The organism is Bacillus australimaris (assembly GCF_001307105.1).
Lineage (GTDB): Bacteria > Bacillota > Bacilli > Bacillales > Bacillaceae > Bacillus > Bacillus australimaris.
The window spans coordinates 45,597-69,308 of sequence record NZ_LGYN01000001.1; the positions used below are offsets into that span (position 1 = coordinate 45,597).

At 41.1% G+C, this 23,712-nt stretch carries 20 protein-coding genes and 1 other RNA gene; 5 read left to right on the plus strand and 16 right to left on the minus strand.

All coding sequences use genetic code 11. The features are described from left to right. Positions 1-72: 72 nt before the first annotated feature. The 4 genes from prpB to AKG37_RS00205 all read right to left on the minus strand — a co-directional run bounded on the left by prpB (position 73) and on the right by AKG37_RS00205 (position 4,292). Entirely contained in the window at positions 73-990 is a 918-nt protein-coding gene (gene prpB, locus AKG37_RS00190; RefSeq protein ID WP_060697047.1) for a methylisocitrate lyase, read from the minus strand. Positions 991-1,002: 12 nt separating this feature from the next. Then, complete coding sequence (locus AKG37_RS00195; RefSeq protein ID WP_060697048.1) at positions 1,003-2,439, minus strand: bifunctional 2-methylcitrate dehydratase/aconitate hydratase; 1,437 nt, start codon at positions 2,437-2,439, stop codon at positions 1,003-1,005. 2 nt (positions 2,440-2,441) lie between these two features. After that, entirely contained in the window at positions 2,442-3,584 is a 1,143-nt protein-coding gene (gene mmgD / locus AKG37_RS00200) for a citrate synthase (RefSeq protein WP_060697049.1), read from the minus strand. Between the two features lie 168 nt (positions 3,585-3,752). Next, entirely contained in the window at positions 3,753-4,292 is a 540-nt protein-coding gene (locus AKG37_RS00205) for a DUF420 domain-containing protein (protein WP_024422676.1), read from the minus strand. A gap of 198 nt (positions 4,293-4,490) precedes the next feature. Here AKG37_RS00205 and AKG37_RS00210 point away from each other — a divergent pair, with 198 nt between their 5' ends. Then, the gene (locus tag AKG37_RS00210) at positions 4,491-5,003 is read left to right on the plus strand and encodes a GNAT family protein (RefSeq protein WP_060596695.1); all 513 of its coding nucleotides are present in this window, start codon (positions 4,491-4,493) and stop codon (positions 5,001-5,003) included. Between the two features lie 153 nt (positions 5,004-5,156). On the opposite strand, the gene AKG37_RS00215 is transcribed toward AKG37_RS00210, so the two are convergent. From AKG37_RS00215 to AKG37_RS00245, 8 genes are all read right to left on the minus strand, one after another. Further along, positions 5,157-5,948: a LysM peptidoglycan-binding and 3D domain-containing protein gene (locus AKG37_RS00215; RefSeq protein ID WP_060697050.1), complete on the minus strand. Its 792-nt coding sequence runs from the start codon at positions 5,946-5,948 to the stop codon at positions 5,157-5,159. A 255-nt stretch (positions 5,949-6,203) separates the two neighbouring features. Continuing rightward, positions 6,204-7,985, minus strand: coding sequence for a DNA helicase RecQ (gene recQ, locus AKG37_RS00220; protein WP_060697051.1), 1,782 nt, complete (start codon positions 7,983-7,985; stop codon positions 6,204-6,206). A gap of 133 nt (positions 7,986-8,118) precedes the next feature. After that, positions 8,119-8,304: non-coding RNA, 6S RNA (gene ssrS, locus AKG37_RS00225), on the minus strand. Between the two features lie 132 nt (positions 8,305-8,436). Next, positions 8,437-8,937, minus strand: coding sequence for a TraR/DksA family transcriptional regulator (locus AKG37_RS00230; RefSeq protein WP_060697052.1), 501 nt, complete (start codon positions 8,935-8,937; stop codon positions 8,437-8,439). A 91-nt stretch (positions 8,938-9,028) separates the two neighbouring features. After that, positions 9,029-9,676 (minus strand): SDR family oxidoreductase, encoded by a 648-nt coding sequence (locus AKG37_RS00235; RefSeq protein ID WP_060697053.1) that lies wholly within the window; start codon positions 9,674-9,676, stop codon positions 9,029-9,031. Positions 9,677-9,851: 175 nt separating this feature from the next. Further along, positions 9,852-10,190, minus strand: a complete 339-nt coding sequence (locus tag AKG37_RS00240) for a PH domain-containing protein (protein WP_024422682.1) — start codon at positions 10,188-10,190, stop codon at positions 9,852-9,854. Between the two features lie 278 nt (positions 10,191-10,468). Continuing rightward, positions 10,469-10,606, minus strand: a complete 138-nt coding sequence (locus AKG37_RS18320; protein ID WP_078060949.1) for a DUF4025 domain-containing protein — start codon at positions 10,604-10,606, stop codon at positions 10,469-10,471. Positions 10,607-10,655: 49 nt separating this feature from the next. After that, positions 10,656-10,868, minus strand: coding sequence for a DUF6501 family protein (locus AKG37_RS00245; protein WP_060697054.1), 213 nt, complete (start codon positions 10,866-10,868; stop codon positions 10,656-10,658). Positions 10,869-11,082: 214 nt separating this feature from the next. Here AKG37_RS00245 and AKG37_RS00250 point away from each other — a divergent pair, with 214 nt between their 5' ends. The 4 genes from AKG37_RS00250 to AKG37_RS00265 all read left to right on the plus strand — a co-directional run bounded on the left by AKG37_RS00250 (position 11,083) and on the right by AKG37_RS00265 (position 16,467). Beyond that, the gene (locus AKG37_RS00250; RefSeq protein ID WP_060697055.1) at positions 11,083-12,567 is read left to right on the plus strand and encodes an aldehyde dehydrogenase family protein; all 1,485 of its coding nucleotides are present in this window, start codon (positions 11,083-11,085) and stop codon (positions 12,565-12,567) included. A 103-nt stretch (positions 12,568-12,670) separates the two neighbouring features. Next, on the plus strand, positions 12,671-14,545 hold the full coding sequence (locus AKG37_RS00255; protein WP_060697056.1) for a terpene cyclase/mutase family protein: 1,875 nt from the start codon (positions 12,671-12,673) through the stop codon (positions 14,543-14,545). After that, positions 14,538-15,359 (plus strand): superoxide dismutase, encoded by an 822-nt coding sequence (locus tag AKG37_RS00260; protein ID WP_060697057.1) that lies wholly within the window; start codon positions 14,538-14,540, stop codon positions 15,357-15,359. The genes AKG37_RS00255 and AKG37_RS00260 overlap by 8 nt, the downstream gene beginning before the upstream one ends. 151 nt (positions 15,360-15,510) lie before the next feature. Beyond that, positions 15,511-16,467: a bile acid:sodium symporter family protein gene (locus tag AKG37_RS00265; RefSeq protein WP_060697058.1), complete on the plus strand. Its 957-nt coding sequence runs from the start codon at positions 15,511-15,513 to the stop codon at positions 16,465-16,467. A gap of 27 nt (positions 16,468-16,494) precedes the next feature. Here AKG37_RS00265 and odhB read toward each other — a convergent pair whose 3' ends face one another. From odhB to AKG37_RS00285, 4 genes are all read right to left on the minus strand, one after another. Further along, on the minus strand, positions 16,495-17,751 hold the full coding sequence (odhB, locus tag AKG37_RS00270) for a 2-oxoglutarate dehydrogenase complex dihydrolipoyllysine-residue succinyltransferase (RefSeq protein ID WP_060697059.1): 1,257 nt from the start codon (positions 17,749-17,751) through the stop codon (positions 16,495-16,497). Between the two features lie 14 nt (positions 17,752-17,765). Beyond that, positions 17,766-20,600, minus strand: coding sequence for a 2-oxoglutarate dehydrogenase E1 component (gene sucA / locus AKG37_RS00275; protein WP_060697060.1), 2,835 nt, complete (start codon positions 20,598-20,600; stop codon positions 17,766-17,768). 224 nt (positions 20,601-20,824) lie between these two features. Then, entirely contained in the window at positions 20,825-22,741 is a 1,917-nt protein-coding gene (locus AKG37_RS00280; RefSeq protein WP_060697061.1) for a vWA domain-containing protein, read from the minus strand. An 11-nt stretch (positions 22,742-22,752) separates the two neighbouring features. Further along, entirely contained in the window at positions 22,753-23,631 is an 879-nt protein-coding gene (locus tag AKG37_RS00285) for an ATP-binding protein (RefSeq protein WP_060697062.1), read from the minus strand. Positions 23,632-23,712: the final 81 nt, after the last annotated feature.

Sequence of the window (23,712 nt, forward strand, 5' to 3'; positions counted from 1 at the left end):
AGCACTTCCTTTCGGAAGTGCTTTTAGATTGTTGCCAAAGGGCTTATTTTAGCCCTTTTTCTTCTTTTCATTTTATCGCTGTTCTTTCCCAATTTCCGGCAGGATTGTTTTCGCTAAATGCTGATCCATTTCCTCATATTCCTCATAATGAATCGTTTCATACAGCTCTTTTCTCGTTTGCATATCCTCAAGCATTCCATGCTGCGTCCCCTTTTCCATGATTTCTGTAAATAAACGCTCATACGCTTTTGCAGCGACTCTAAGTGATGACACAGGGTAAATCACCATTTGAAAGCCAAACACAGAAAATTCGTCTGCATGATAATAAGGGGTCTTGCCAAACTCCGTCATGTTTGCAAGAAGCGGACCTTTTATATTGTTTGATGCATACGTAAAGTCCTCTGCTGTAATCAACGCCTCAGGAAAAATAGCATCAGCTCCTGCCTCTACGTAAAGATTGGCCCGGCGGATGACATCCTCCATCCCATTTACAGACTTTGCATCGGTTCTCGCAATCACCAAAAGTGTTGGTGCCGCTTGTTTGATGGCTTTGATTTTTGCGATCATTTCTTCTGCTGGAACGAGTGATTTTCCGTTTAAATGCCCGCATTTTTTCGGCATTTGCTGATCTTCAATTTGTACAGCTGCCACCTTACTCTCAACCATTTCTTTTGCCGCCCTTGCTGCATTTAAAACACCGCCATAACCTGTGTCCATATCGACCAAAAGCGGCAGCTGAGAAGCTCGAATGATTTCCTTCGCTTTTTCAGCCATTTCTGTTGAATGGATCATGCCGAGGTCAGGAAGTCCTTTGCTGGCACAAAAAGCGGCACCTGATAAATAGAGCCCTTGGAAGCCCATTTTTTTCGCATAGAGCGCAGACATTCCATCGTGAACACCTGGAATTTGAAATAAAGCTGATTTGTGCATTTGTTTTTTAAAGGCTGCGGCTAAATCAGCCTGACTTGTTTCTCCATTCACGATCCACACGCTAGTTCCCCCTTATATGACGAACAAGTCCATAAATGCTGGTACTGTCGTTGTTTTTAATTGATTTGGATTTTGGCAGAGTGACACAATTTGATCCACTTGCTTTTGAGGAAATCTTGTCTTCAAATGATAGACCCATTTCTTTTCAAGCAGCGGAATACCTTCCTGTCTTCTCCTGCGATGACCAAGCGGATATTCAATTTCGATTCGGTCTGTCATCGTCCCATCTTTAAAGAAGATTTGCACACAGTTTGCAATCGATCTCTTTTTCGGGTCTAAATAGTCCTCTGTATAACGTTTATCCTCTTTCACGACCATTTGATCACGAAGGCGGTCAATGGCCGGGTTTTGCGCCGTTTCTTCTTCATAATGATCAGCTGTCAGCTCACCATAGATCAGTCCGATGGCTGTAATATACTGCAAGCAATGATCACGGTCTGCCGGATTATAAAGCGGCCCTTTCTTATCTATAATCCGAATCGCTGACTCATGAGTCGTAATCTCTACACGGTCAATTTCATCCAGCCGATCTTTGACAGCGTCATGTAGCATCACAGCCGCCTCTGCAGCAGTCTGTGCATGAAACTCAGCAGGATACGCAATTTTAAAAAGGACATTTTCTATGACGTATGATCCAAGGGGCTGAGCAAGCGTGAGCGCTTTTCCTTTCATGAGAACATCTTCAAAGCCCCACTTCTCTGCACTGAGCGGTGTTCGATAGCCCATTTCCCCTTTTCGTGTCATCATTGCCAGTCTCACGCCGCGGCTTGTTGCATCCCCCGCTGCCCACGATTTCCTTGATCCTGTGTTTGGAGCGTGGCGATACGTTCTAAGCGGGGAATTATCAACAAACGCTTGTGATAAAACATGCTGCACTTCCCCCTTTGTGCCGCCAAGCATCGCGCACACAACTGCACTTGTTGCCACTTTGACAAATAACACATGATCCAAGCCATTTCGATTTAGACAATTTTCTAAAGCAAGCACACCTTGAATTTCATGTGCCTTAACGATTGCATGCAGTACGTCATTCATCGTTAGCGGCTCTTCTCCGTTTGCAAGGCGTGTTCTGCTAATATAATCACTGACAGCTAAAATTCCGCCTAAGTTATCTGACGGATGCCCCCACTCCTTTGCAAGCCATGTGTCATTATAATCTAACCAGCGAATCATACAGCCAATATCAAAGGCTGCTTGAACAGGATCTAGCACAAAAGAAGTGCCTGGAACTCTTGCTCCGTTAGGCACAACAGTTCCAGGGACGATAGGTCCAAGGTGCTTCGTACATTCTGGAAAATTGAGCGCCAGCATTCCGCATCCGAGTGTATCTATAAGGACATACCGCGCTGTTTCAATGGCTTCTTTGCTCGTAATTTCTCCGTCTACTGCATAGGCAGCAATTTCTTCTAATAGCTGATCTGTTTGATTGACGACTGCTGTTTTGTTCATGTTCATTCCCCCATTTTTCCATCATCATTTGAAACCTTTAATCCTCTTGGTCCTAAATACCGGACTCTCGGTCTAAAAATGCGATTATACAAATGCTGTTCTATGACATGCGCAGCTAACCCGCTGGCTCTTGCAGCAAAGAAAATGGGTGTATAAAGTGAAATAGGAATTCCGAGCACGTAATAAATGGGTGCGGCATAATAATCAAGATTCGGATAAAGGTTTTTCTGCTCTTTCATGTAGGCCTCTCCTGCCACACACATGTCATATAGCGTCGTGTCTCCCTTTGATTCCGTAAGCGTTTTCAATGATTTCTTTAAAAGAGCGGCTCGCGGATCCATTTTTCTCATATATACTCTGTGGCCAAAGCCCATCATTTTTTCTTTTGCGGCTAATTTCCGCTCAATGAGCGCAAGGAATCCTTCTGTTGTTTTTCCTTCAAGAAGCATGTGCATCACTGCTTCATTCGCTCCTCCGTGCAGGTCACCTTTTAATGAAGAAATAGCTCCAGTAAAAGCACCATACATGTCAGAATGTGTGGATGCAATGACTCTGGCCGCAAACGTTGAGTTCGGCAGTTCATGTTCACTATATAATGTGAGTGTTTGGTCAAAAGCGGTGATTTCGTCTTCTGTTGGGGTGCGTCCTGTTAGCATAGCTAAAAAGTTTTCGGTGTAGGATTTGGTCTGATCTGGGGAAATAGCGGCGTCTTTTGTGAGAATATGATAGCTTCCAGCAACAATAGCTGGCAGCTGGCCTAATAATCGAACAGCACGCCTTTTCTGGCACGCTTCTGATCGATCATGTAATGCATCATCGTACCCTGCAAGAGCAGATAAGCACGTTCTCATCGCATCCATCGGATGAGTGGATTTTGGCAGCGTGGTTAAAATGGTTTGAATGGTTGGATGTAAGCTGGTTTGAGAGGATATATCTTGCTGAAATTGGTGGTATTCCATCGTATCTGGTAATCTTCCATAAATAAGCAGATAGGCTGTTTCTAAATATGTCTTGTTTTGTGCTAGCTCAATGAGGTCATACCCGCGAATCACAATTTCCTCTTGCTCCACATCTAAGTATGATATGGATGTTTCGCTTGCCACAATGTCTTCAAGGCCCGGTTTATACTGCAATTGTTCAGTCATCATATAACCCCCGTTTCGTTCAATTGTTGATCTCCAAACGAGCAAACGGCCAGAAATGATGTGAATCTATAGATGGGAAGATACCGTGCAAGTCGGATACCCAATTCCCATTTTATCCAAAGCACTTCATCTTGTAAATAAAAGAACGTATGTCCAAATGGACATACGTTAGCTGTAGTATGGAGAAATCATGATATAGACAATGACGCCAGTGAGACTAACATAGAGCCAAAGGGGCATCGTCCAGCGGGCAATTTTACGGTGACGCTCAACCTGCATTTGTGCGCCTCTAAATAGTGTAATCAGTGCAAGCGGTACAATAATAGCTGACAGCACAATATGTGTAATCAAAATAAAGAAGTAAATTGGACGGATGATCCCTTCTCCTCCAAAGTGTGTATCAGCTGCCATTGAATGATACGTCACATACGAAATTAAAAAGACAAGTGTTGTTGAAAATGCAGCAAAAATAAATCGTCTATGAGCTTTAATATTCTTTTGTTTAATCATAATCAGTGCTGAAAGTAAGAAGATAAATGTAAAGCTGTTCATCACGGCATTCAGTAACGGCAGAAATGTAATATCCAGATGACTAAATTTATCTGTTTTTGGCATTAAAAATAACAAAGCGATTAATCCGTTTATGGCTATTGTTAAAATGACAACAATGCCGGTAAAATTTTTCGGTTTTTGATTCTGTTCGTTCATGTTTGAAAACCTCTCTTTATTAGTTCCGACTAAGAGTATGTTATTTAACTTTCTCTATAAAGTCAATGAATTCGCTGTCTTCGTCGAATTTTAGACAAACTTGCCGATTGCCGGCGTTCTAACAGCTTGAAAGATCCATCCACTTCCTTTAGAATGGGAATTTATGTGGTTTTTATGATTTCTTATATGAAAGGAGTAATGGACTTGTCAATCTTACAGGAAACAGCGAAAGATGTGAAGACGTTAGAACAAGAATTACAGCAATTGCAGTTCCAAATGTATCGAATGCAAGAAAATATGAAAGACATTTCAAAAAAAGCAAAGATCATTGGCATTGATCAAGCGAAAGAAGATGAATGGATGATTGTCTCCGCTATTGAAAGTGCCGATACATGTAAAATCATGCTCAGCGATTGTGAAAAAGCTTTTCGCGGACAATCTGATTTTTCCTTAATAGCGGAATATCCTGAAGAAGGAAAGATTCATATTGCTGATATTAAAGGACCTCCCGATAATGGATATGGTTCAATTTGTATGAAGCATTTAAAAGAAATCGCAAGAGAGCAGAACATCCCAGTCATTACAGGTGATCTCGTCAAAAGAGATTGGAATCACGTGGACCGCTTGATTCACTTTTATGAAAAGCACCAATTTGATGTCCAAATCAATTGGAAAGAACAAAGCGGAGAAATTTATTGGGTGGACAGCTAACGACAAAAAACCAGCGTGTATGATGCAATATACGCTGGATTATGTCGAAAATACGAATTTTTCTGAAAAATATGTGTTTTTTTGACCAAAAAAAGGGTACAATAAAAGCATCAGGCCGCCACCTGATGCTTTCTTCCAAAAAACAATAGACTACTAGTTAAGTACTTTCACTTTGACTGATTTTACGCCCCAATTTTTCGCTTGGGATTTGCTTGGTACGTGTACATCAATTTTGTTACCTTTAATTGCGCCGCCAGTATCTGCTGCGATGGCTTCACCGTAGCCTTCAACATAAACCTTACTTCCTAATGGAATGACATTAGGATCTACTGCAATGACTTTTGCATTTGGGTTTTTGTTTAAGTTTACCCCTGTTGCAGTGATACCTGAGATGCCACCATCATTTGCTGTATAAGCCGTAGCTGTTACAGTCATTTCTTTTTGAACACTTTGACTAGCAGAAGATGATTCTGCTTTAGCTGTTTCCTTTTTAGGAGCAGCTTTTTTCGTTGTTTGCTCTTTTTGGACAGGTGCCTGTTTTTGAACAGGCTCTGAGCTTACCGGAGCTGAGCTTTGACCAGCAACACTTAATGTTGAACCAATCACAATTATATCTGAGTTTAAGTTATTCCAAGACTTAATATCGCTAATTGATACATTGAATTTTTGAGCGATTTTCCAGAGGCTGTCCCCCTTCTGGACTTTATACTGCTCCTGAGTTTTCTCTTTTGAAGAGATTGTCAATTTATCACCTACAAAAATCATGTCTGTAGATAAATTGTTCCAACCCTTTAGGTCCTTTAGAGACACATCATTTTTTTGAGAGATTCCCCAAAGTGTATCACCTTTCTTCACAGTGATTTCCTTTGCAGAAGCTTGCTGTGCTCCAAATGCTGTTGTTGAGATTGCTGCAACAGCAACCAAGGACATAATAGTCTTCTTCATAAAGTAAATCCTCCCTTGTTAGCTTTTTATGGCGGCTAACGAGTGCTATCGTAACATATGTAAATGTCAATTCAATAACAAAACGATATGTTTTAGATTACAGTTCCTTTACATGAAACATCTCTCTCCATTGGTAAATCAGACCACAAAACGGTTCAACTACCCGCCATATCAAGGTTTTGAAAGGATCAGAAACCTCCTGATGAAAACGTGTCCAAATGCAGCGGAAAAAATTTATTTTTTTCTTCAACCTCTTTATTTTTTCTCTTTTTCTATAAATAAACGAATTTCTTCTAAAAAAACATCCCCATATTTCTCTCTTTTTTGAGCGCCGATTCCCTTAATATGGAGAAGTTCTTCTTCTGTTTTAGGCTGAACGGCTGACATTTCCTTCAAAGTTTGATCAGAAAATACAACGAATGGCGGAACGCCCTGCTCTCTTGCCAGCTTCATCCTTACCGCTCTCAGCTGCTCAAATAATGCATCGTTTTCTTGAATCGCCTCTCTTTTAACCGCCTGCTTTTTATACACAGTCCCTTGGCCAACTAACACTTTCTTTCCTTTATGTGTCACTTTTAATGTTGGATAAGCTCCTTCAGACATATGAAGGTACTCTTCAGTAATTAAAAATTCGATGAAATCACTGATTTGCTGGGCTGATTGCTGTTTCATTAAAGCGTATGTAGGCAGGCGATCAAAGCCAAGTTCAAGCACCTTTTTGTTTTTAGAGCCCGCCAATACTTGGGCAATCATCATTTTTCCGAATCGCTCGTTCATTCTAACCGTACATGATAAAACCATTTGCGCTTCTCGAGTGACCTCTTCACTCTCTCTCTCATCAAGACAATTGCTACATTTTTGGCAAGGAGTACTTGCTGATTGATCAAAATAGTCCATCACAAATTGCTGCAGGCATTGCTCCGTATGACAATAATCTACCATTTGTCTTAGTTTGAGCAGTTCGTGCTGATAGCGCACTTCATCATCTGTTGACTGTTCAATAAGAAAGCGCTGCATTCTTACACCCTGCGGAGAAAACAGTAAAATGCATTCACTTTCAAGACCGTCTCTGCCTGCGCGCCCAGCTTCTTGATAGTAACTTTCAATATCTCTTGGGATTTGATGATGAATGACAAAACGAACATTCGATTTATTAATTCCCATGCCAAATGCAGATGTAGCGACCATGACCTGGATGTCATCATTTAAAAATAGGTTTTGCTGCTCTTCTCTCACATCGTCATTTAACCCGCCATGATAAATGCCAGCTTTGATCTTTTGCTTCTTTAGACGATTGTAAATGTTCTCAGCTTCTTTTCTTGTAGCTGTATAGATAATGCCAGACTCAAGTTTATTTTTCTTCATATATTGTGTGATAAACCGGTCACTATTTTCTCCTTTGACTACCTGAAAAGACAAATTCTCTCTAGCAAACCCAGTAAAGATGGTTTCTTCTTCGTTCATGTCAAGCTGTTCACATATATCTTGGTGGACCTTTTTCGTGGCTGTAGCCGTTAACGCGACAACGACCGGCCTTTTTGACAGCTTATTTAAACATTCTTGAATAAAGCGGTAGCTTGGCCTAAAATCATGGCCCCATTCAGATATGCAGTGCGCTTCATCAATAGCAATTAAAGGGACCGTTAACCGATCAAGGAGCTGAAAAAACCGTTCATTTTGTAAGCGTTCAGGTGTGATATAGAGAAGCTTATATTCACCATTTTCACATTTTTTCAGCCTTTCATTCATGTCTGCTGCGGAAAGTGTGCTGTTTAAAAAGGACGATCGTATGCCCATTTCATTTAGTGCATCAACCTGATCTTTCATTAAAGAAATAAGCGGAGATACAACGATCGTTGTTCCTTCCATCATTAGGGCAGGAATCTGATAGCAAACCGATTTCCCGCCGCCTGTCGGCATGATACAGACAGTATCGTTCTGTTTGTTTACAATCGATTCAATGGCTTGTTTCTGTCCCTGCCTAAAGGCATCAAAGCCATAATATTGTTTCAGGAGTGCTTCTGCTTGTTCTAACATCGAATTCCCTCTCCGTCATTTGTTTTGTCTATTTTAACATACATTCATGTCTCTTCCGGCTGTCTGTTCAATTTCGTTTTTTCACAAAATAAAAAGCCATTTTCCGAAATGGAAAATGGCTTGAATCATCCTAGGAAAAGCTGCGGATGCCGTAATCTAAGTAAGAAAGTTTTAAACCACCACTCCTCAAAGTGGGTGTTTGCAGAAACGTTCCTATCTTCCTCTCTAAGGAGGCATGACATTCCGGCTTCAATATAAAACTCCCTATTACAGCTTAAAGGTTAAAACTTAATTAACATTACGCGCATCGCAGCCTTTAAACTATACTACACGAAAGTTAATTAAATTTCAAGAGATCTTTTTTCTTTGAAATACTCATGTACACAAGATTTTTGTCCACTAGTACATATGGAAACATTATTCTGAAAAAATTTAAACTTCTCCTATATTGTTATTTTTCCTCATCCACATCAATATCTTGCTCTTCCTCTAATCTTTCATACGTATCTGAATGCATTTGATCCATTGTTTCTCTATTCGTTAAATCACGCATTTGATCAGAAAATGAACGGTCAAACTCGTTCGGATCGTGAGTCGTTTCCTCATTTTTCTTTGCATCAATTGAAAAACGTGTATATGGTACTGCCTTTAAACGCTCGTATGGGATCTCTTTCCCTGTTTTCTCACATACCCCATACGTTCCGTCTTCCATTCGTTTCAGTGCTGCATCGATTTCATCTTCAAGCTGATCATCGACTTGATCCAATGTTTGTTCTGTCATGCGGTCTAAATAAATGCTCCCATGATCAGCGATATGATTCCCCACACCATTTGAAATCTCACTCGATTCAACGAGCATAGATTCTTCCTTCTTTTTTGATCCTTTCACATCTTCTTTTAATTGAATCAATCTTTCGTATAAATCAGCTTGTTGCTCTTTCGTTAATCCCACGGTCAATCACTCCTTTCTCATTACCTTCCCGCTGCAAAGAAAAAGAAAACATGAAAAAAACCACCGCCTTTTTGGCAGCAGCTTTTTTCATTTAAAGCTTGCGAAGAGCTTCTTCTACTGGTGTATCACCTTTGATCAAGTCAAAGGCCTTATTCTTCACATTGGATTCTGTTAAGCTTTCCACAAGAACAACAGCTACATCCGCTCTTGAAATCTCGATGTTTTGATCATCTGAAATATGCTCGGCAGCTTCAATTTTCCCTGTCTTATCCTCATGCAGCAAGGCACCTGGACGAACAATGGTATAGGAAAGACCGGACTGTTTTAAGTGCTCATCTGCTTTTCTTTTCGCTTCATAATAAGTTTCCATACTTCCTTGCCCTTTTCCCTGGTTCGGGTCATCGGCATTATAGGAACTAAGCATAACAAAATGCTGTATGTTTTCTTTTTTCGCTGTATCAACGAGGCGTTTTGCCCCTTCTTGATCGACGGCAATGGTCTTATCTGAACCTGTTTTTGAGCCTGAACCAGCTGCGAAGATGACTGCCTCTGCTTGTTTCACAGCATCTGTCACATCCTGTTCAAGATCACCGATGACAGGTACTGCACCAAGTTCTTTTAACGTATCAGCTTGTTTTTCATCTCGAATGAGAGCAAGCGGCTCATGTCCTTTTTCTTTTAAATAACGAACGACAAGCCTGCCTGTATGTCCATTTGCTCCTGCAACTAAAACTTTCATCGTTCATTCTCCTTTCTGTATCTGTTTCATCTTTATCCTTTTTTGCGGTCATTCAAACACCTATGCAGAAAAAAGCCCTTCCCATCAGAGGGGAAAGGCTCAGCAATGTGCGATCTATGAAAATAAGAACGAAGAATGAGAAAAGTGCATATGATCTATGTAATCGCAAAATTGATCAGCAAAGATGTTTTGTCAAGATGGCTTGCACATCACTCAAATCTGTCTCTTTAGAAAAGTCGAGTTCAAATACTTTTGAGCTTGTGACAAGCAGCATACCTGTGTCCTGATCAAACACGCCAGCTTCTTGAATGGCAAAACTTTCAATTGATCGATACGGCAAGGAGACCCTGACTTTCTTCTTAGAAAATACGCGGTTATCGCCAAAGATCAGTCGTTTATTGGTAAAGCAAATTTGGTCGTGACGCAGTCTGTAAACAGCCTCAATTCTTTCCCCTTCAATCAATAAGGATTCGAATTTCTTATCATTTTGTTTACTGACAGAAAAAATACCCACGTAAACCCCCTCTTCCTGCATCAAATTCCTTTATGACAAAACGGCCACACGGCTCTGTGGGTACGTTTTATTCTCACTTATAGAATACGCTATAAATGGTCGTTATTCCATTACGAATAGATTAAATTTCATTTAACTTTTTCTTTTTGATCCGATGCTCTTTCCTCTACTTATTTAGACTGTTAAAGCAGGAAAAAAGTTTCAGCCCTTTGCAAGAAAAAATGCTGAATCATTCCAATAAAAAAACAGTGATTGTGTCAAATCACTGTTTTAAATGACTATTCGTCTTTTGGTGTATCAATCGTTCCCTCGGCATACACATCGGAAATCTGCTCAAGCGTAATCGCCATATCAGCATCCTCGTTCTCAAGCCAAGCATGTTGATTTTCCTGCTCGCCATTTTGCTGCTTTTTCATCATCATCACCCTTTACTGTTTTTCTTAGTATGAGTGATGACCCTCAAAATCATTCAGCCGAAAAATCTTCGAAATACTCCTTGTAATACCCGCCTACTTTACCCGTATTATCAACGACAAATAGGAATTCCTCAGTTTCATTTTTCACTTCATATGTGCTTCCAACCGTTAATGCACGGTCGACCATATATTTTTTCGCATTCGTATGTACACATTTTACTTGTTTTAACGTTTGAGCCGTTTGCCAATTTTGATGGATCATGATTTAAAAACTCCTTTTTTCATCTATACATTTATTGTAGCCAAATTTTCGTGAAATGCAATGAGTGTTATAGATTGCTTTCAAACAAGTCATGTAATATGATAAATGTATACGTTTACAACCTTGTACGTATAAAGGTTTAATTGCTTCATGTCCGCTTTTCCCACCTAGAACTCGCAGAACAATCCATATCTTTAAGGAGGTTTGTTTATTTATGAGCTCTACAACACTTCAAATTAGTTCAAAACTCGAATCTTTTCTCCAAGGGACGAAAAAACTCTACATTAACGGTCAGTTTGTCACAAGTCACGATAACAAAACCTTTTCAACTCCTAACCCGGCCACAGGCGAAACCCTTATTGATGTATATGAAGCAGGTGCAAAAGACATTGATGAGGCAGTTAAGGCTGCAAAAAAAGCCTTTCATGGTCCTTGGCGCTCGATGTCTGCCGCTGAACGCGCCCGCCTTATGTTTAAGCTTGCTGATTTAATGGAAGAAAACCAAGAAGAGCTGGCACAGCTTGAAACCTTAGATAACGGAAAACCGATTAATGAAACAACAAATGCAGATATACCGCTCGCTATTGAGCACATGCGCTATTATGCAGGCTGGACGACAAAAATGAATGGACAAACCATTCCTGTCAGTCAAGGTTATTTTAATTATACCCGCCATGAGCCGGTCGGTGTTGTAGGACAAATTATTCCATGGAACTTCCCGCTGCTCATGGCCATGTGGAAAATGGGCGCTGCACTTGCCACAGGATGCACCATCGTTTTAAAGCCAGCAGAACAAACCCCACTTTCTGCTCTTTATTTAGCAGAATTAGTGGACAAAGCAGACTTCCCAGAAGGCGTCATTAACATCGTTCCTGGATTTGGCGAAACAGCTGGTAACGCATTAACTGATCATCCTGACGTGGACAAGCTGGCCTTTACTGGGTCAACAAGTGTTGGGAAATTAATCATGGAGAAAGCCGCTAAGACCATTAAGAGGGTCACTTTGGAGCTTGGCGGAAAATCACCGAATATTATTTTACCAGATGCAGATTTAAAGAAAGCCATCCCAGGTGCTTTAAATGGTGTCATGTTTAACCAAGGCCAAGTATGCTGTGCAGGCTCCAGAGTATTTGTTCACCGGAGTCAATATGATGAAGTGGTCGATCAAATGGCCAAATATGCAGGATCACTTAAGCAAGGTGCTGGTCTACATCAAGATACGCAAATTGGACCTCTTGTAAGTAAAGAACAGCACGAACGCGTGTTAGGCTATATTGAAAAAGGAAAATCAGAAGGTGCAACAGCCGTTGTTGGCGGCGATTGCCCTTATGAGGCTGGCTATTTCGTCTCCCCTACTATTTTTAAAGATGTAGATGATGAAATGACCATTGCCAAAGAAGAAATCTTCGGACCTGTCTTATCTGCAATTCCTTACGATTCTATTGATGAAGTGGTCGAACGGGCCAACCAGTCTGAGTATGGATTAGCAGCAGGACTTTGGACAGAAAACTTAAAACATGCCCATGATATCGCTGCGCGTCTTGAAGCAGGAACGATTTGGGTTAACTGCTATAATGTCTTTGATGCCGCTTCCCCGTTTGGAGGATATAAGCAATCAGGTCTTGGCAGAGAAATGGGATCATACGCCCTTAACAACTATACAGAAGTCAAAAGTGTCTGGATTAACCTTCAAGATTAATGAAGCCAAGAAAGCCGGTGACCCTGTCATCGGCTTTTTTTGTGATTGCATGTGACAGGCCGGCTCCTGAATATAGTATGAAAGGAAAGGAGCACGGCCGAATATGCAAGATTTCAAATTGAAGGTAAACGAATTTATCGAAGAATTGCACATACACATGCAGCGAAGACAACGAGAAGATGGCGCCTTTGTTTTCTGCTTTGAAGGTCCAATGATGACAAATGCTTTTTTCATTATGCTGTTAAAGGCTGTCGGCGATTCGGATCAGGCCTTGGTTCACCAATTGGCAGAAGCGATTCGCGAAAAGCAAAATGAAGATGGGTCTTTTTCTTTGTATCATGATCAAACGGGACATGTAACAGCCACTGTACAAGGTTATTGCGGAATGCTCGTTTCAGGCAGGTTTCAACAAGATGAACCGCATATGGAAAAAGCAGCTCAATATATTCGATCAAAAGGTGGATTAAAAAACGTTCATTTTATGACAAAGTGGATGCTTGCCGTCAACGGAATGCACCCTTGGCCATATTTCTATGCACCGCTTTCATTTTTACTTATCCCTACATACTTTCCGCTTCACTTCTATGATCTTAGTGCATATGCAAGAATTCATTTTGTGCCAATGATGATTGCACTTAACAAACGATATACCTCTCATGAAAAGTTTCCCAGCTTAACGCACCTTGATGCGAACATGTCTAAAAATCCTTTTGACTGGTTTATGGCAAGAGAAGAACGTTCCACTCACCATTTTCTGACTTACATGCGATCGTATACAGCACTGGACAGCCGGCTGGACTTTTTCGGTTATGAAGCAGCTAAGCGATACATGTTTGACCGCCTTGAAAAAGATGGCACGCTGTACAGCTATTTAAGTGCAAGTATCTTTATGGTCTATGCCCTCATGAGTCTTGGGTACTCTCCGGGGCATCATCTTATTTTAAAAACCGTCAAAGGCATGAAAAAGCTGGTCACTGACTGTCAAGGAAGGATGTATGCAGAGAATTCTACATCCACAGTTTGGGATACTGCGCTTGTCAGCTATGCTTTGCAGAAAGCTGGCAGAAAACAAGAAGATCCAATCATCACAAAGTCTTTCACATACTTATTGAACCGGCAGCAAATGAAGAAAGCAGATTGGGCCATTCATAACCGGCATGCTGCTCCGGGAGGCTTCGGTTTTTCAGATATCAACACAAATAACCCTGATTGTGATGATACGCAAATCGTGTTAAAAGCCATTCCTCAAGCATACGCACCAGTTCAGTGGAAACGAGGATTTGATTGGCTTCTTTCCATGCAAAACCGAGACGGCGGCTTCTCTGCCTTTGAAAAAAATCAAGATCACTTCTTGCTTCGTCATCTCCCGCTCGAATCTGCGGAAGATGCGGCCATAGATCCATCTACTCCCGATATTACAGGACGTGTGCTTCATCTGATTGGTCTTAAAGAAAAAAACATGCCGTCATCTATTCACACGCAAAAAGATCAATGTGTAAAATGGCTTCTTGATCACCAAGAGAAAAACGGATCATGGTTTGGCAGATGGGGCGTTTGCTATATTTACGGAACATGGGCAGCATTAACAGGATTAAAAGCTGCTGGCGTCCCCTCATCGCACCCTGCTGTTCAAAAAGCATGCCGATTTTTAAAACAAATTCAACAAGAAGATGGTGGCTTCGGAGAATCGTGTAAAAGTGCGGAGGTAAAATCATATGTTCCGCTTCCATTTGGAACTGTGGTTCAAACGGCTTGGGCAGCAGAGGCACTTTTGCAATATGAGAAGCCAGATGACAAAACAATTTTAAAAGCCATCTCATTTTTGATCCATCATCAGCATACGAGTGAAGTCGTAGACTATCCAGTAGGTATCGGACTTCCAAAGCAATTTTACATCACCTATCATAGCTACCCTTTTGTCTTTCCAATGATGGCTTGTTCCACATTTTTAAAAGAAATGAGGCGTAAAAATGAATAAGGAAGAGTATCGAATGCAGCTCAAAGAGTGGCTTAGCTCCATTCAACACGCGGTTCAAGATGACTATATCCGTCAGAAAGTAGACAATTTATGGTTCACAATAGATGATGAGCATTCCAGTGAACAAGAGTGGTACGAACTGGCTGAAGGGATTGCAGAGGACATGAAACCACGCGAAGCACTGCGGGAGGTAGCAGCTGGAAGTCATACATTACCCCCTCTCCCTTACCGGTATGATGCCTTAGAGCCATTTATTTCAAAAGAGATTATGTATTTGCACCACCAGAAGCATCATCAATCTTATGTAGATGGTTTGAATAAGGCTGAGCTTGCTTTAAAAAAGGCGAGAAGAAGTAATGATTTTACAATGGTGAAGCATTGGGAGCGGGAGCTTGCTTTTCACGGAGCGGGACATTATTTACATTGTATCTTTTGGTTTTCTATGAGTCCTTCAGGTAAAAGAAAACCTACTGGTCAAATGCTTCGACTCATTGAACAATCATTTGACAGCTATGACGCATTCAAATCTCAATTTTCAGCTGCAGCTAAACAAGTAGAAGGGGTTGGCTGGGCCATCCTTGTATGGGCGCCCCGCTCACAACGGCTAGAGATTTTACAGGCTGAACGCCATCAATTTTTGTCACAATGGGATGTGATCCCTCTCCTATCCCTTGATGTATGGGAGCATGCTTACTATCTTCAATACCTGAATGAAAAGGCTCAATACGTCGATCGGTGGTGGAATGTTGTCGACTGGCGTGAACCAGAAACAAGGCTTAAACAAGCACAGCAAGTGAAATGGACACCTTTTTAAGCCCGTACTCCATATAGGCAAATGCTTATATGGGATATATTAGTTTACATAACTTTATTATGAACAACAATTTTATAAAAGATGGGTTGTTTTTTCAGAAAATTCGTTTAAAATAGGAAAGATATGTGAGGAAAGAGAGCTGAAGCAATAAATGAACATTCTTATAACTATTAGTCGATTTGCAGGAAGAACCTTTGCGATTTGGGTCATCATCTTTGCATGTCTTGGATTTGCCTTTCCTGACGCATTTTCTCAAATTGGACCGTATATCCCTTTTTTACTCGGTGTCATTATGTTTGGGATGGGGCTTACCTTATCTGGTGAAGATTTTAAGGAGCTGTTTCGAAAACCTTTCTATGTACTAATCGGGGTTTTGGCGCAGTACACACTCATGCCGCTGATCGCCTTTCTACTAGCTTATGGATTAAGGCTCCCGTCTGAAATTGCAGTAGGTGTTATTCTTGTGGGGTGCTGCCCAGGTGGTACAGCATCCAATGTCATGACTTTTCTGGCAAAAGGCAATATGGCATTATCCGTAGCAGTCACAACCATATCGACACTTCTTGCTCCCTTTTTAACGCCTCTTTTTATTTTCCTATTTGCAAGATCATGGTTACCTGTATCACCAGAGGCACTTTTTTTATCGATTGTCCAAGTTGTACTCATTCCTATTATCTTAGGCGTTATCGCACAAGTGTTTTTCAAAAAACAAGTAAACTATGCGGTTCAAGCATTGCCGCTTGTATCTGTCGCTGGCATTGTAGTGATTATTGCAGCAGTTGTCAGTGCAAATAAAGAGCAAATTCTTCAAACTGGATTGCTGATATTTGCCGTTGTCGTTTTACATAATGGGCTAGGTCTTTTATTTGGTTATCTTATTGCAAAATGGTGTAAAATGGACATCCCTTCTCAAAGAGCGATTTCGATTGAAGTAGGCATGCAAAACTCTGGACTCGGTGCAGCCCTTGCAACAGCACACTTTTCGCCACTTGCAGCCGTACCAAGTGCCATCTTTAGTGTATGGCATAATCTATCTGGCTCCTGGCTTGCAACGTATTGGTCAAAACGAGGAAATCCTGAAAACGATAAGAAAAAAGCTAGCACCTGAATGAGTGCTAGCTTTTTATATTGAAGATTATCCTTCAAGCAATAACTGCTCAGGGTCTTCAAGCAGATTTTTGATTGTGACAAGGAATCCAACTGCTTCTTTACCATCGACAATTCGGTGGTCATAAGAAAGAGCTAAATACATCATCGGACGGTTCTCAAAACGTTCTGCATCAATTGCTACAGGACGAAGCTGAATTTTATGCATTCCTAAAATTCCAACTTGAGGGCTGTTTAAAATCGGTGTTGAAAGTAGAGAACCAAATGTTCCACCGTTTGTGATTGTGAATGATCCACCTTGTAATTCATTAAGAGACAGTTTGTTATCTCTTGCTTTTTTCGCAAGATGACCAATTTCTTTTTCAATGCCTGCAAATGACAATCTGTCTGCATCACGGACAACCGGTACAACAAGTCCTTCGTTTGCAGCAACAGCGATACCGATGTCATAGAATTTCTTCAAGACAAGCTCATCACCTTGAATTTCTGCGTTCAACAGCGGATATTTCTTCAGTGCTGCGACAACTGCTTTCGTAAAGAAGGACATGAAGCCAAGCTTGACATCATTTTGTTCTAGGAAAGCATCTTTACGGCGCTTTCTTAAATCCATGACAGCTGTCATATCGACTTCATTAAATGTCGTCAGCATCGCAGCCGTTTGTTGAACCTCAACTAAACGTTTTGCAATGGTTTGTCTGCGGCGTGACATTCTTTCACGTTCAATTGGCTTTCCTGGTTGATCATTTTGCACCGCAGCATTTGCTTTTGGCGCAGCTTTCGGTGCACTTGCAGGTGCTTCATTTTTTTGATAAGAAGCCACATCCTGCTTTCGTACCCTGCCCAGCGGATCTACGGTTGGAATCTCAGATAAGTCAAGACCCTTCTCTCTCGCTAGTTTTCTAGCTGCAGGAGAAGCGATGGTTCTGCCATTACCAGATTTCGGCTCTTCTTTGACTGCTTCTTCTTTTTGGGCAGCTGCCGGTTCTTCTTTCGAAGCTGGTGCAGAATGTTGCTCAGGTGCTGGAGCTGCGGACTCGCTTCCGCCAGCTTCACCTGCTGCAATCGTTCCGATGACTTCTCCAACCTGTACAGTGTCACCAGAATCTTTCAGTACTTCTTTGAGTACACCAGATTCTTCGGCTGTCAGTTCGACATTGACTTTATCTGTTTCAAGTTCTAACAGGTACTCTCCCTGTTCTACATAATCGCCTGGCTGCTTTAGCCACTGGGCAATCGTTCCTTCCGAGATTGATTCCGCTAATTCAGGTACTTTAATTTCCGCCATTTTTCATTTCCCCCTTAGTTTTTGCGAGTCAAGCTATCAGATACAATTCGTTCTTGTTCTTTTTTATGCACAGTTGGATCACCCTCAGCCGTACTTGAACGTCTTCTTCGGCCGATGTAACGTACTTTTACTTTTTCAGGCGCAATTTCACGTAAATATGGCTCAATGTATCCCCAAGCTCCCATATTTTGTGGTTCTTCTTGCACCCAAATGATTTCTTCTAAGTTTGTCAGCTTTGATAAAATTGCTTTAATATCTTTGGCTGGGAATGGATATAGCTGTTCCACTCTTGCAATATGAAGCCAATCTTTTGGCTCTTCCATTTGGGTGAAGCGGTCACTAATATCAATGGATACCTTCCCGCTAGATAGCACGAGACGTGTTACTTTTTCGTGATCATGCACAAGACCTGGCTGTTCAAGAACTGGACGGAACTGTCCATCCGTTAATTCTTGGACTTCGGATAATGTGTTCGGGTTACGAAGCAGACTCTTCGGCGTCATGATGACAAGCGGACGAATCTCTTCACGAAGCAGCATTTTTGCCTGTCTTCTAAGAATATGGAAGTATTGTGCTGCACTAGTCAAGTTCGCCACTGTCCAGTTATTCTCAGCCGCTGATTGCAGGAAGCGCTCTGTTCTACCACTTGAATGCTCAGGACCTTGTCCTTCATATCCATGCGGCAAGAGCATGACTAAACCTGATTTTTGTCCCCATTTTGCGCGGCCTGCTGAGATAAATTGATCGAAATACACTTGAGCCGCATTGGCGAAGTCTCCGAATTGAGCTTCCCAAATGACTAACGTTTCAGGAGAATAGACATTATAACCATATTCAAACCCGATGACTGAGCCTTCCGACAGTGGGCTGTTATGAACAGTAAATGAAGCATTTGCATCACTCAATTCATGAAGAGCAATAAATTCATCTCCTGTTTGACTGTCGTGAAGAACAAGGTTTCTTTGAGCAAAAGTACCACGCTCAGAATCCTGTCCGGTCATTCGAATTGGCGTACCGTCTTTTAATATAGATGCAAATGCGAGTGCTTCCCCAAGTGACCATTCTACTTTACGGTCATCTGTAAACACTTTTGCACGTTTTTCAAGGATCCGCTTCAGCTTACCAAATACTTGGAAATCACTTGGCCAGCTGATCAATTCTTCATTGAGCTTTCGTAATGCATCAAATTCGACTGATGTATCCACTGCTGGGAAACCATTTGATACAGGCTCTGGCAGTTCGATTTCTTGAATCTTATGCTCTTTCTTTGAAGGCACCTTTTGATAGGCTTCTTCTATTTTTACCGTCACAGCCTGCTCGATTTCTTCGCGCTGCTCTTTTGTCAAAAGACCTTCTGTGACAAGTTTATCTGCAAAGATATTCTTGACCGTTTTGTGCTTTCTGACCGCATCGTATAGCATTGGCTGAGTCGTAGAAGGTTCATCCATTTCGTTATGACCGTATCTGCGGTAACCGATCAAGTCAATGAGGAAATCTTTCTTAAAGCGTTTGCGGTATTCTACAGCTAGCTGAACAGCCGCTAAACACGCTTCTGGATCATCTGCATTGACGTGAACAATAGGAATCTCAAACCCTTTTGCAAGGTCACTTGCATATTTCGTCGAGCGAGATTCATTGCTTTCTGTAGTAAACCCGATCATATTGTTTGCAATAATATGGATGGTTCCGCCCACTTGATAGCCTACAAGTTGACTTAAATTTAATGTTTCTGCCACAATTCCTTCACCAGGGAATGCTGCATCACCATGAATTAAGATGGCTAACGCTTTTTCAACGTCTTGAACTGGATAGCCTTTTTGAGTACGTGATTCCTGAGCAGCACGCGTGCTTCCTTCAATGATTGGATCAATAAACTCCAAGTGACTTGGGTTATTGGCAAGCGTAACTCTCGCACTCTTTGTATCTTCGTCTTTGATTTGACGATCAGCTCCGAGATGGTATTTAACATCCCCTGTCCACCCGTAGCTGATGCCAATAGAGCCTTCTGATGGAACTAGCTCTTTATTTGGCGCATGCTGGAATTCCGAGAAAATAATCTCATATGGTTTTCCTAACACATGTGCTAATACATTTAAACGGCCTCTGTGTGCCATTCCAATGTTAATATTTGAAGTCCCTTGTGTAACAGACTCTGAAATAATTTCATCAAGTACTGGGACAAGTGCGTCTAAACCTTCTATAGAGAAGCGCTTTTGCCCAACAAATGTTTTATGAAGAAACTGCTCGAACTGCTCAACTTCTGTTAATCTCTTGAATACAGAAACTAGTTTATCCGCTGGTTTTTTCTTGAATAGTTCACCTGACTCGATCGATTTTGAAAGCCAGTTTCGTTCTTCGAAATCATGCACGTGATCAAACTCAAATGAAATGGTACGCTTATACGTATTTCTCAAATGGTTAATGGCTTCTATGCCGTTTGAAATGTGTTTTGGTGCGTCAGGACTAATAATAGATATCGGAATATTCTTGACATCTTCTTCTGTTAAACCGTATTCCTTCAAAGGAAACAGCTCTTGTAATTCCTTTTCTTTGCGAAGAGGATTGACGGAAGCATTTAAATGGCCATACGTTCTGATGTCTTCTGCCAGTTTAACGACTGATGCTATCTTTTGGATTTGTTCAGAAGTAACTACGCTATTTTCTTTTTTCCCAATTTCCTCCTTCATTTCACTCGGTGGTGCACCAAGTTCATCAAATATGTCTCTTAGATCTTCATCAACACTAGCAGGATCTTGGACATACTGATCGTAGAGCTCGAGCACGTAGCCGAGGTTTGGACCATGAAATTCTTCCCAACTCAACGGTTGCTTCACATCATTTTGAAACATTTTGAACACTACCCCCAACTTTGATCATCAAGTGATTGAACACTATTTCGATATAACTTCCAGAACATAATGACCAAATTTATGTAATAAAACGCTTCCAATAATATTCTACCACTGTTTTGGAATACTTTCTACATTCTTTGTTCAATTAAAGATAAAAAATTCACAGAAAAACAAAAAATTTAAATGATTCCGAAAAATAATTTGAAGAAAGGGGCAAAACCTTATGCCCCAATGCTTTTATGCAGCAACTTCTTCAGTAATGGATATAAGACATCTGGCAAAGTATCGACATCTGGTACAAAAATGCTGAACTTACCATACATATCTTGAATGGTTTTCATCTGTGCTTCCTCTATCGGCGAATTGGATAAAAACACATTGATCACCTCAATGCCCTTTTTCCTCGCTTCTAGCACAGCTTCATGCGTATCGACAATTCCATTTTGTTCGTAGCTGAACGCAGCTGGCTCTCCGTCTGAAAAAACAATGAGAAACTTTTGCTCTTCTCTTCGTTTTAAAATCATTTTTGTCATTTGGCGGATCGCATAGCCATCTCGGTTATCCTCTTCTGGCTCAAGAGACATAATGGATGGTCCTGCATCAAATAGAGAATCTCTGAACGACACGACTGTGTTGAAATAGTTTGGCTGACTTGTTTCTGTTGCATCGTTTGTATCTTCCCAAAATCCGACAATTTGATGCGGGACTTGCACGGATTTTAACGCTTCATGAAATAGAACAATTCCTTTTTTCGTCTCGTCCATCTTGTCAAACATGCTTGCTGAACAGTCTACTAATAAGGTGAACACAGCATCAATTTCAGAAGAAGGAGCCTGTTTTTTATAGAAAAGACGCGGATTAGACTCTGTAAAATAGCGAATCAGCTTTTTACTAAGACGTCCTGCATGAAGGTCTGTTTTTGGCCACGATTTTTTATGTTCAAGTGTTTTTTGAATCATTTGTTTTAAGCGTTTCTGGTAAGGCTCAATCTCCTTAGCATGCTGCTTGTACACATCGATTTGTTCTGGCACAGGTGGATCTGGTGAAATCATGACTGGAAACGCATATTTGTTCTCTTTTCCATTCTCATTACCATCTGCTCCGCTCTCTTCGCCTTCAGCCTCTTCCAGCGCCTCAAGCTTTGAATAATCTTTTCGGTGTGTTTGCTTTGCAGAGCCTTGGACAGTTCCGAGTGCCTGATCTCCGTCATCGCCTTCTCTTGCTGCATCCTTCCCAAGATCACTTTTACCACCATGCTCTAAATCAAATTGAAGAAAACTTTTTGATGGCGCTTCGGTTTCTCGATGCCACACTTCCATATACTCTTGATGGATGTCTTCATCGCCTTCTTTTTCCCGGTCGACTTTGATGTCCTCACTTAATTTAGGTTTTCTTTTCAAGTCATGGAACAGCGGTTCTTTTGCAGCTTTTTCATAATCCAATTCCGGAAAGAAAAAGTACGTATTCAGCATATCCTTTTCGAGAAGCTCATCAAAGCCTTCCATCAATTCTTTTACAATAGCTGCGATATCTGCTGTTGAACCTGCATCATATACACGCTCAAGACTTGACTCAATAAACGGAATCATTGGGTTGACCCGCTCATGAAGAGGTGGAATCTCTTCGAGCGGTGAATCAGCTGTCAACTTCACATAAATCGCACAAAAGAGGGCATCCGTTAAAATGCTTCTTTCTTGGTTAATAGTTAATTGCGTCTTAAAGTGGCGCCTGTATAGCTCTCTTCTTCGTTTAAACACTTTTTTTGTTCCTGGGCGGCCATGTTTAATCTGCTCTTCAATCCGGATATCTTCAAACAGCATAAACAATTGTTTACATAGATCAGGAATGGATAATGTATGGGCATAGCGAATAATCTCCTGAAATACCGTCAGATCACTATAAACCGTCCCTACTGCACGAAGGAACACATCACTTTTCAAACCTGCTATCATATCTTCTTGTTTACGATCATCCCAAAAATGACTGATGAAAATTTTCTTTTCAAATGGTTCATAGTAGGATTGCACACCGTATTCAAGCTCGACATCGTCACTTTTTGCTAACGTTTTGGCTAAATCCGTTAATTCCATAAATAGAAATGAATCGATTCTGCTGTCATTAAATTTGATGAATTTCAAAAGTCAGAACCTCACTCGAATAATGTTTGGGCGATATTTCTTACCGCTGCTTTTTCTCGATCATCTTCCAGCTTTTCAACAATCCCTCGTTCAACAGCACGAAGCGGCGGGATGTATTGCGCAAGATCACAAGTATCTAGGAGCGCACGGATGGATGCCGCTTCTTCACTCACCTGTCCGTTGTGTGCTTGTGTAATGAGGTCTGATGAGAGCTGTACGAATTGATCAATTAACCGCTCATCCTTTAAAACGGATTGAGATTGTAGCACATCCTTCAGAATACCGCCGCCGATATATGGAACGTCAATGACAACAAAACGGTTTTTTAGTGCTTCATTTAGAGGCACTGTGCCGACATATCCTTCATTGATAGCCGCAATGACACCAAAGCCTTCTTCTGCTCTCACAACCTCACCTGTAAATGGGTTTGTCATCATTTTTCTGTAGTCGAGTACGCCATTTAAAATAGGCAGTGTTTCTGGCTTTGCCATGTTGATTTCATCAATATATAAAAGATGACCTTTTTTCATTGCTTTCGTTACAGGTCCTTCAACGAATTCAATAGAAGCCACCTGACCATCATTGTGAATGGTTTTGTAGCCAATCAAGCTTTCAGCATCAAGGTCAACCGAGCAATTCACACTGTGCATCGGCTGTTGAAAGAAAGCGGATAATGTTTCTGCTAGTTTTGTTTTACCTGAGCCGGTCGGTCCTTTTAAAAGAACGTTTTTTCCTAGTGCTAATGCAATCATGGCATCTTGAATGATAGATGTATCCTGTGATTCATAGCCGCCCGTTCCAATCAGCGGACGATATTCTTCATCCAGCACTTTTGCTTTTGCTTCAATCATTGCTTGAATTTCTTCTGGGAGTGATTGTTCGTTCAACATATATGATTAATTCCTCTCTTCGATCATTTTCCTCACCAAGTATACTAAAAAAACCTTTATGCACTCAATACATAAAGGCTA

Coding starts and splice junctions, on each gene's coding strand:
- AKG37_RS00195 (WP_060697048.1), bottom strand. CDS start 2,439: ATGAACAAAACAGCAGTCGTCAATCAAACAGATCAGCTATTAGAAGAA.
- mmgD (WP_060697049.1), bottom strand. CDS start 3,584: ATGACTGAACAATTGCAGTATAAACCGGGCCTTGAAGACATTGTGGCA.
- AKG37_RS00205 (WP_024422676.1), bottom strand. CDS start 4,292: ATGAACGAACAGAATCAAAAACCGAAAAATTTTACCGGCATTGTTGTC.
- AKG37_RS00210 (WP_060596695.1), top strand. CDS start 4,491: ATGGACTTGTCAATCTTACAGGAAACAGCGAAAGATGTGAAGACGTTA.
- AKG37_RS00215 (WP_060697050.1), bottom strand. CDS start 5,948: ATGAAGAAGACTATTATGTCCTTGGTTGCTGTTGCAGCAATCTCAACA.
- recQ (WP_060697051.1), bottom strand. CDS start 7,985: ATGTTAGAACAAGCAGAAGCACTCCTGAAACAATATTATGGCTTTGAT.
- AKG37_RS00235 (WP_060697053.1), bottom strand. CDS start 9,676: ATGAAAGTTTTAGTTGCAGGAGCAAATGGACATACAGGCAGGCTTGTC.
- AKG37_RS18320 (WP_078060949.1), bottom strand. CDS start 10,606: ATGAAAAAGCAGCAAAATGGCGAGCAGGAAAATCAACATGCTTGGCTT.
- AKG37_RS00245 (WP_060697054.1), bottom strand. CDS start 10,868: ATGATCCATCAAAATTGGCAAACGGCTCAAACGTTAAAACAAGTAAAA.
- AKG37_RS00250 (WP_060697055.1), top strand. CDS start 11,083: ATGAGCTCTACAACACTTCAAATTAGTTCAAAACTCGAATCTTTTCTC.
- AKG37_RS00255 (WP_060697056.1), top strand. CDS start 12,671: ATGCAAGATTTCAAATTGAAGGTAAACGAATTTATCGAAGAATTGCAC.
- AKG37_RS00260 (WP_060697057.1), top strand. CDS start 14,538: ATGAATAAGGAAGAGTATCGAATGCAGCTCAAAGAGTGGCTTAGCTCC.
- AKG37_RS00265 (WP_060697058.1), top strand. CDS start 15,511: ATGAACATTCTTATAACTATTAGTCGATTTGCAGGAAGAACCTTTGCG.
- odhB (WP_060697059.1), bottom strand. CDS start 17,751: ATGGCGGAAATTAAAGTACCTGAATTAGCGGAATCAATCTCGGAAGGA.
- sucA (WP_060697060.1), bottom strand. CDS start 20,600: ATGTTTCAAAATGATGTGAAGCAACCGTTGAGTTGGGAAGAATTTCAT.
- AKG37_RS00285 (WP_060697062.1), bottom strand. CDS start 23,631: ATGTTGAACGAACAATCACTCCCAGAAGAAATTCAAGCAATGATTGAA.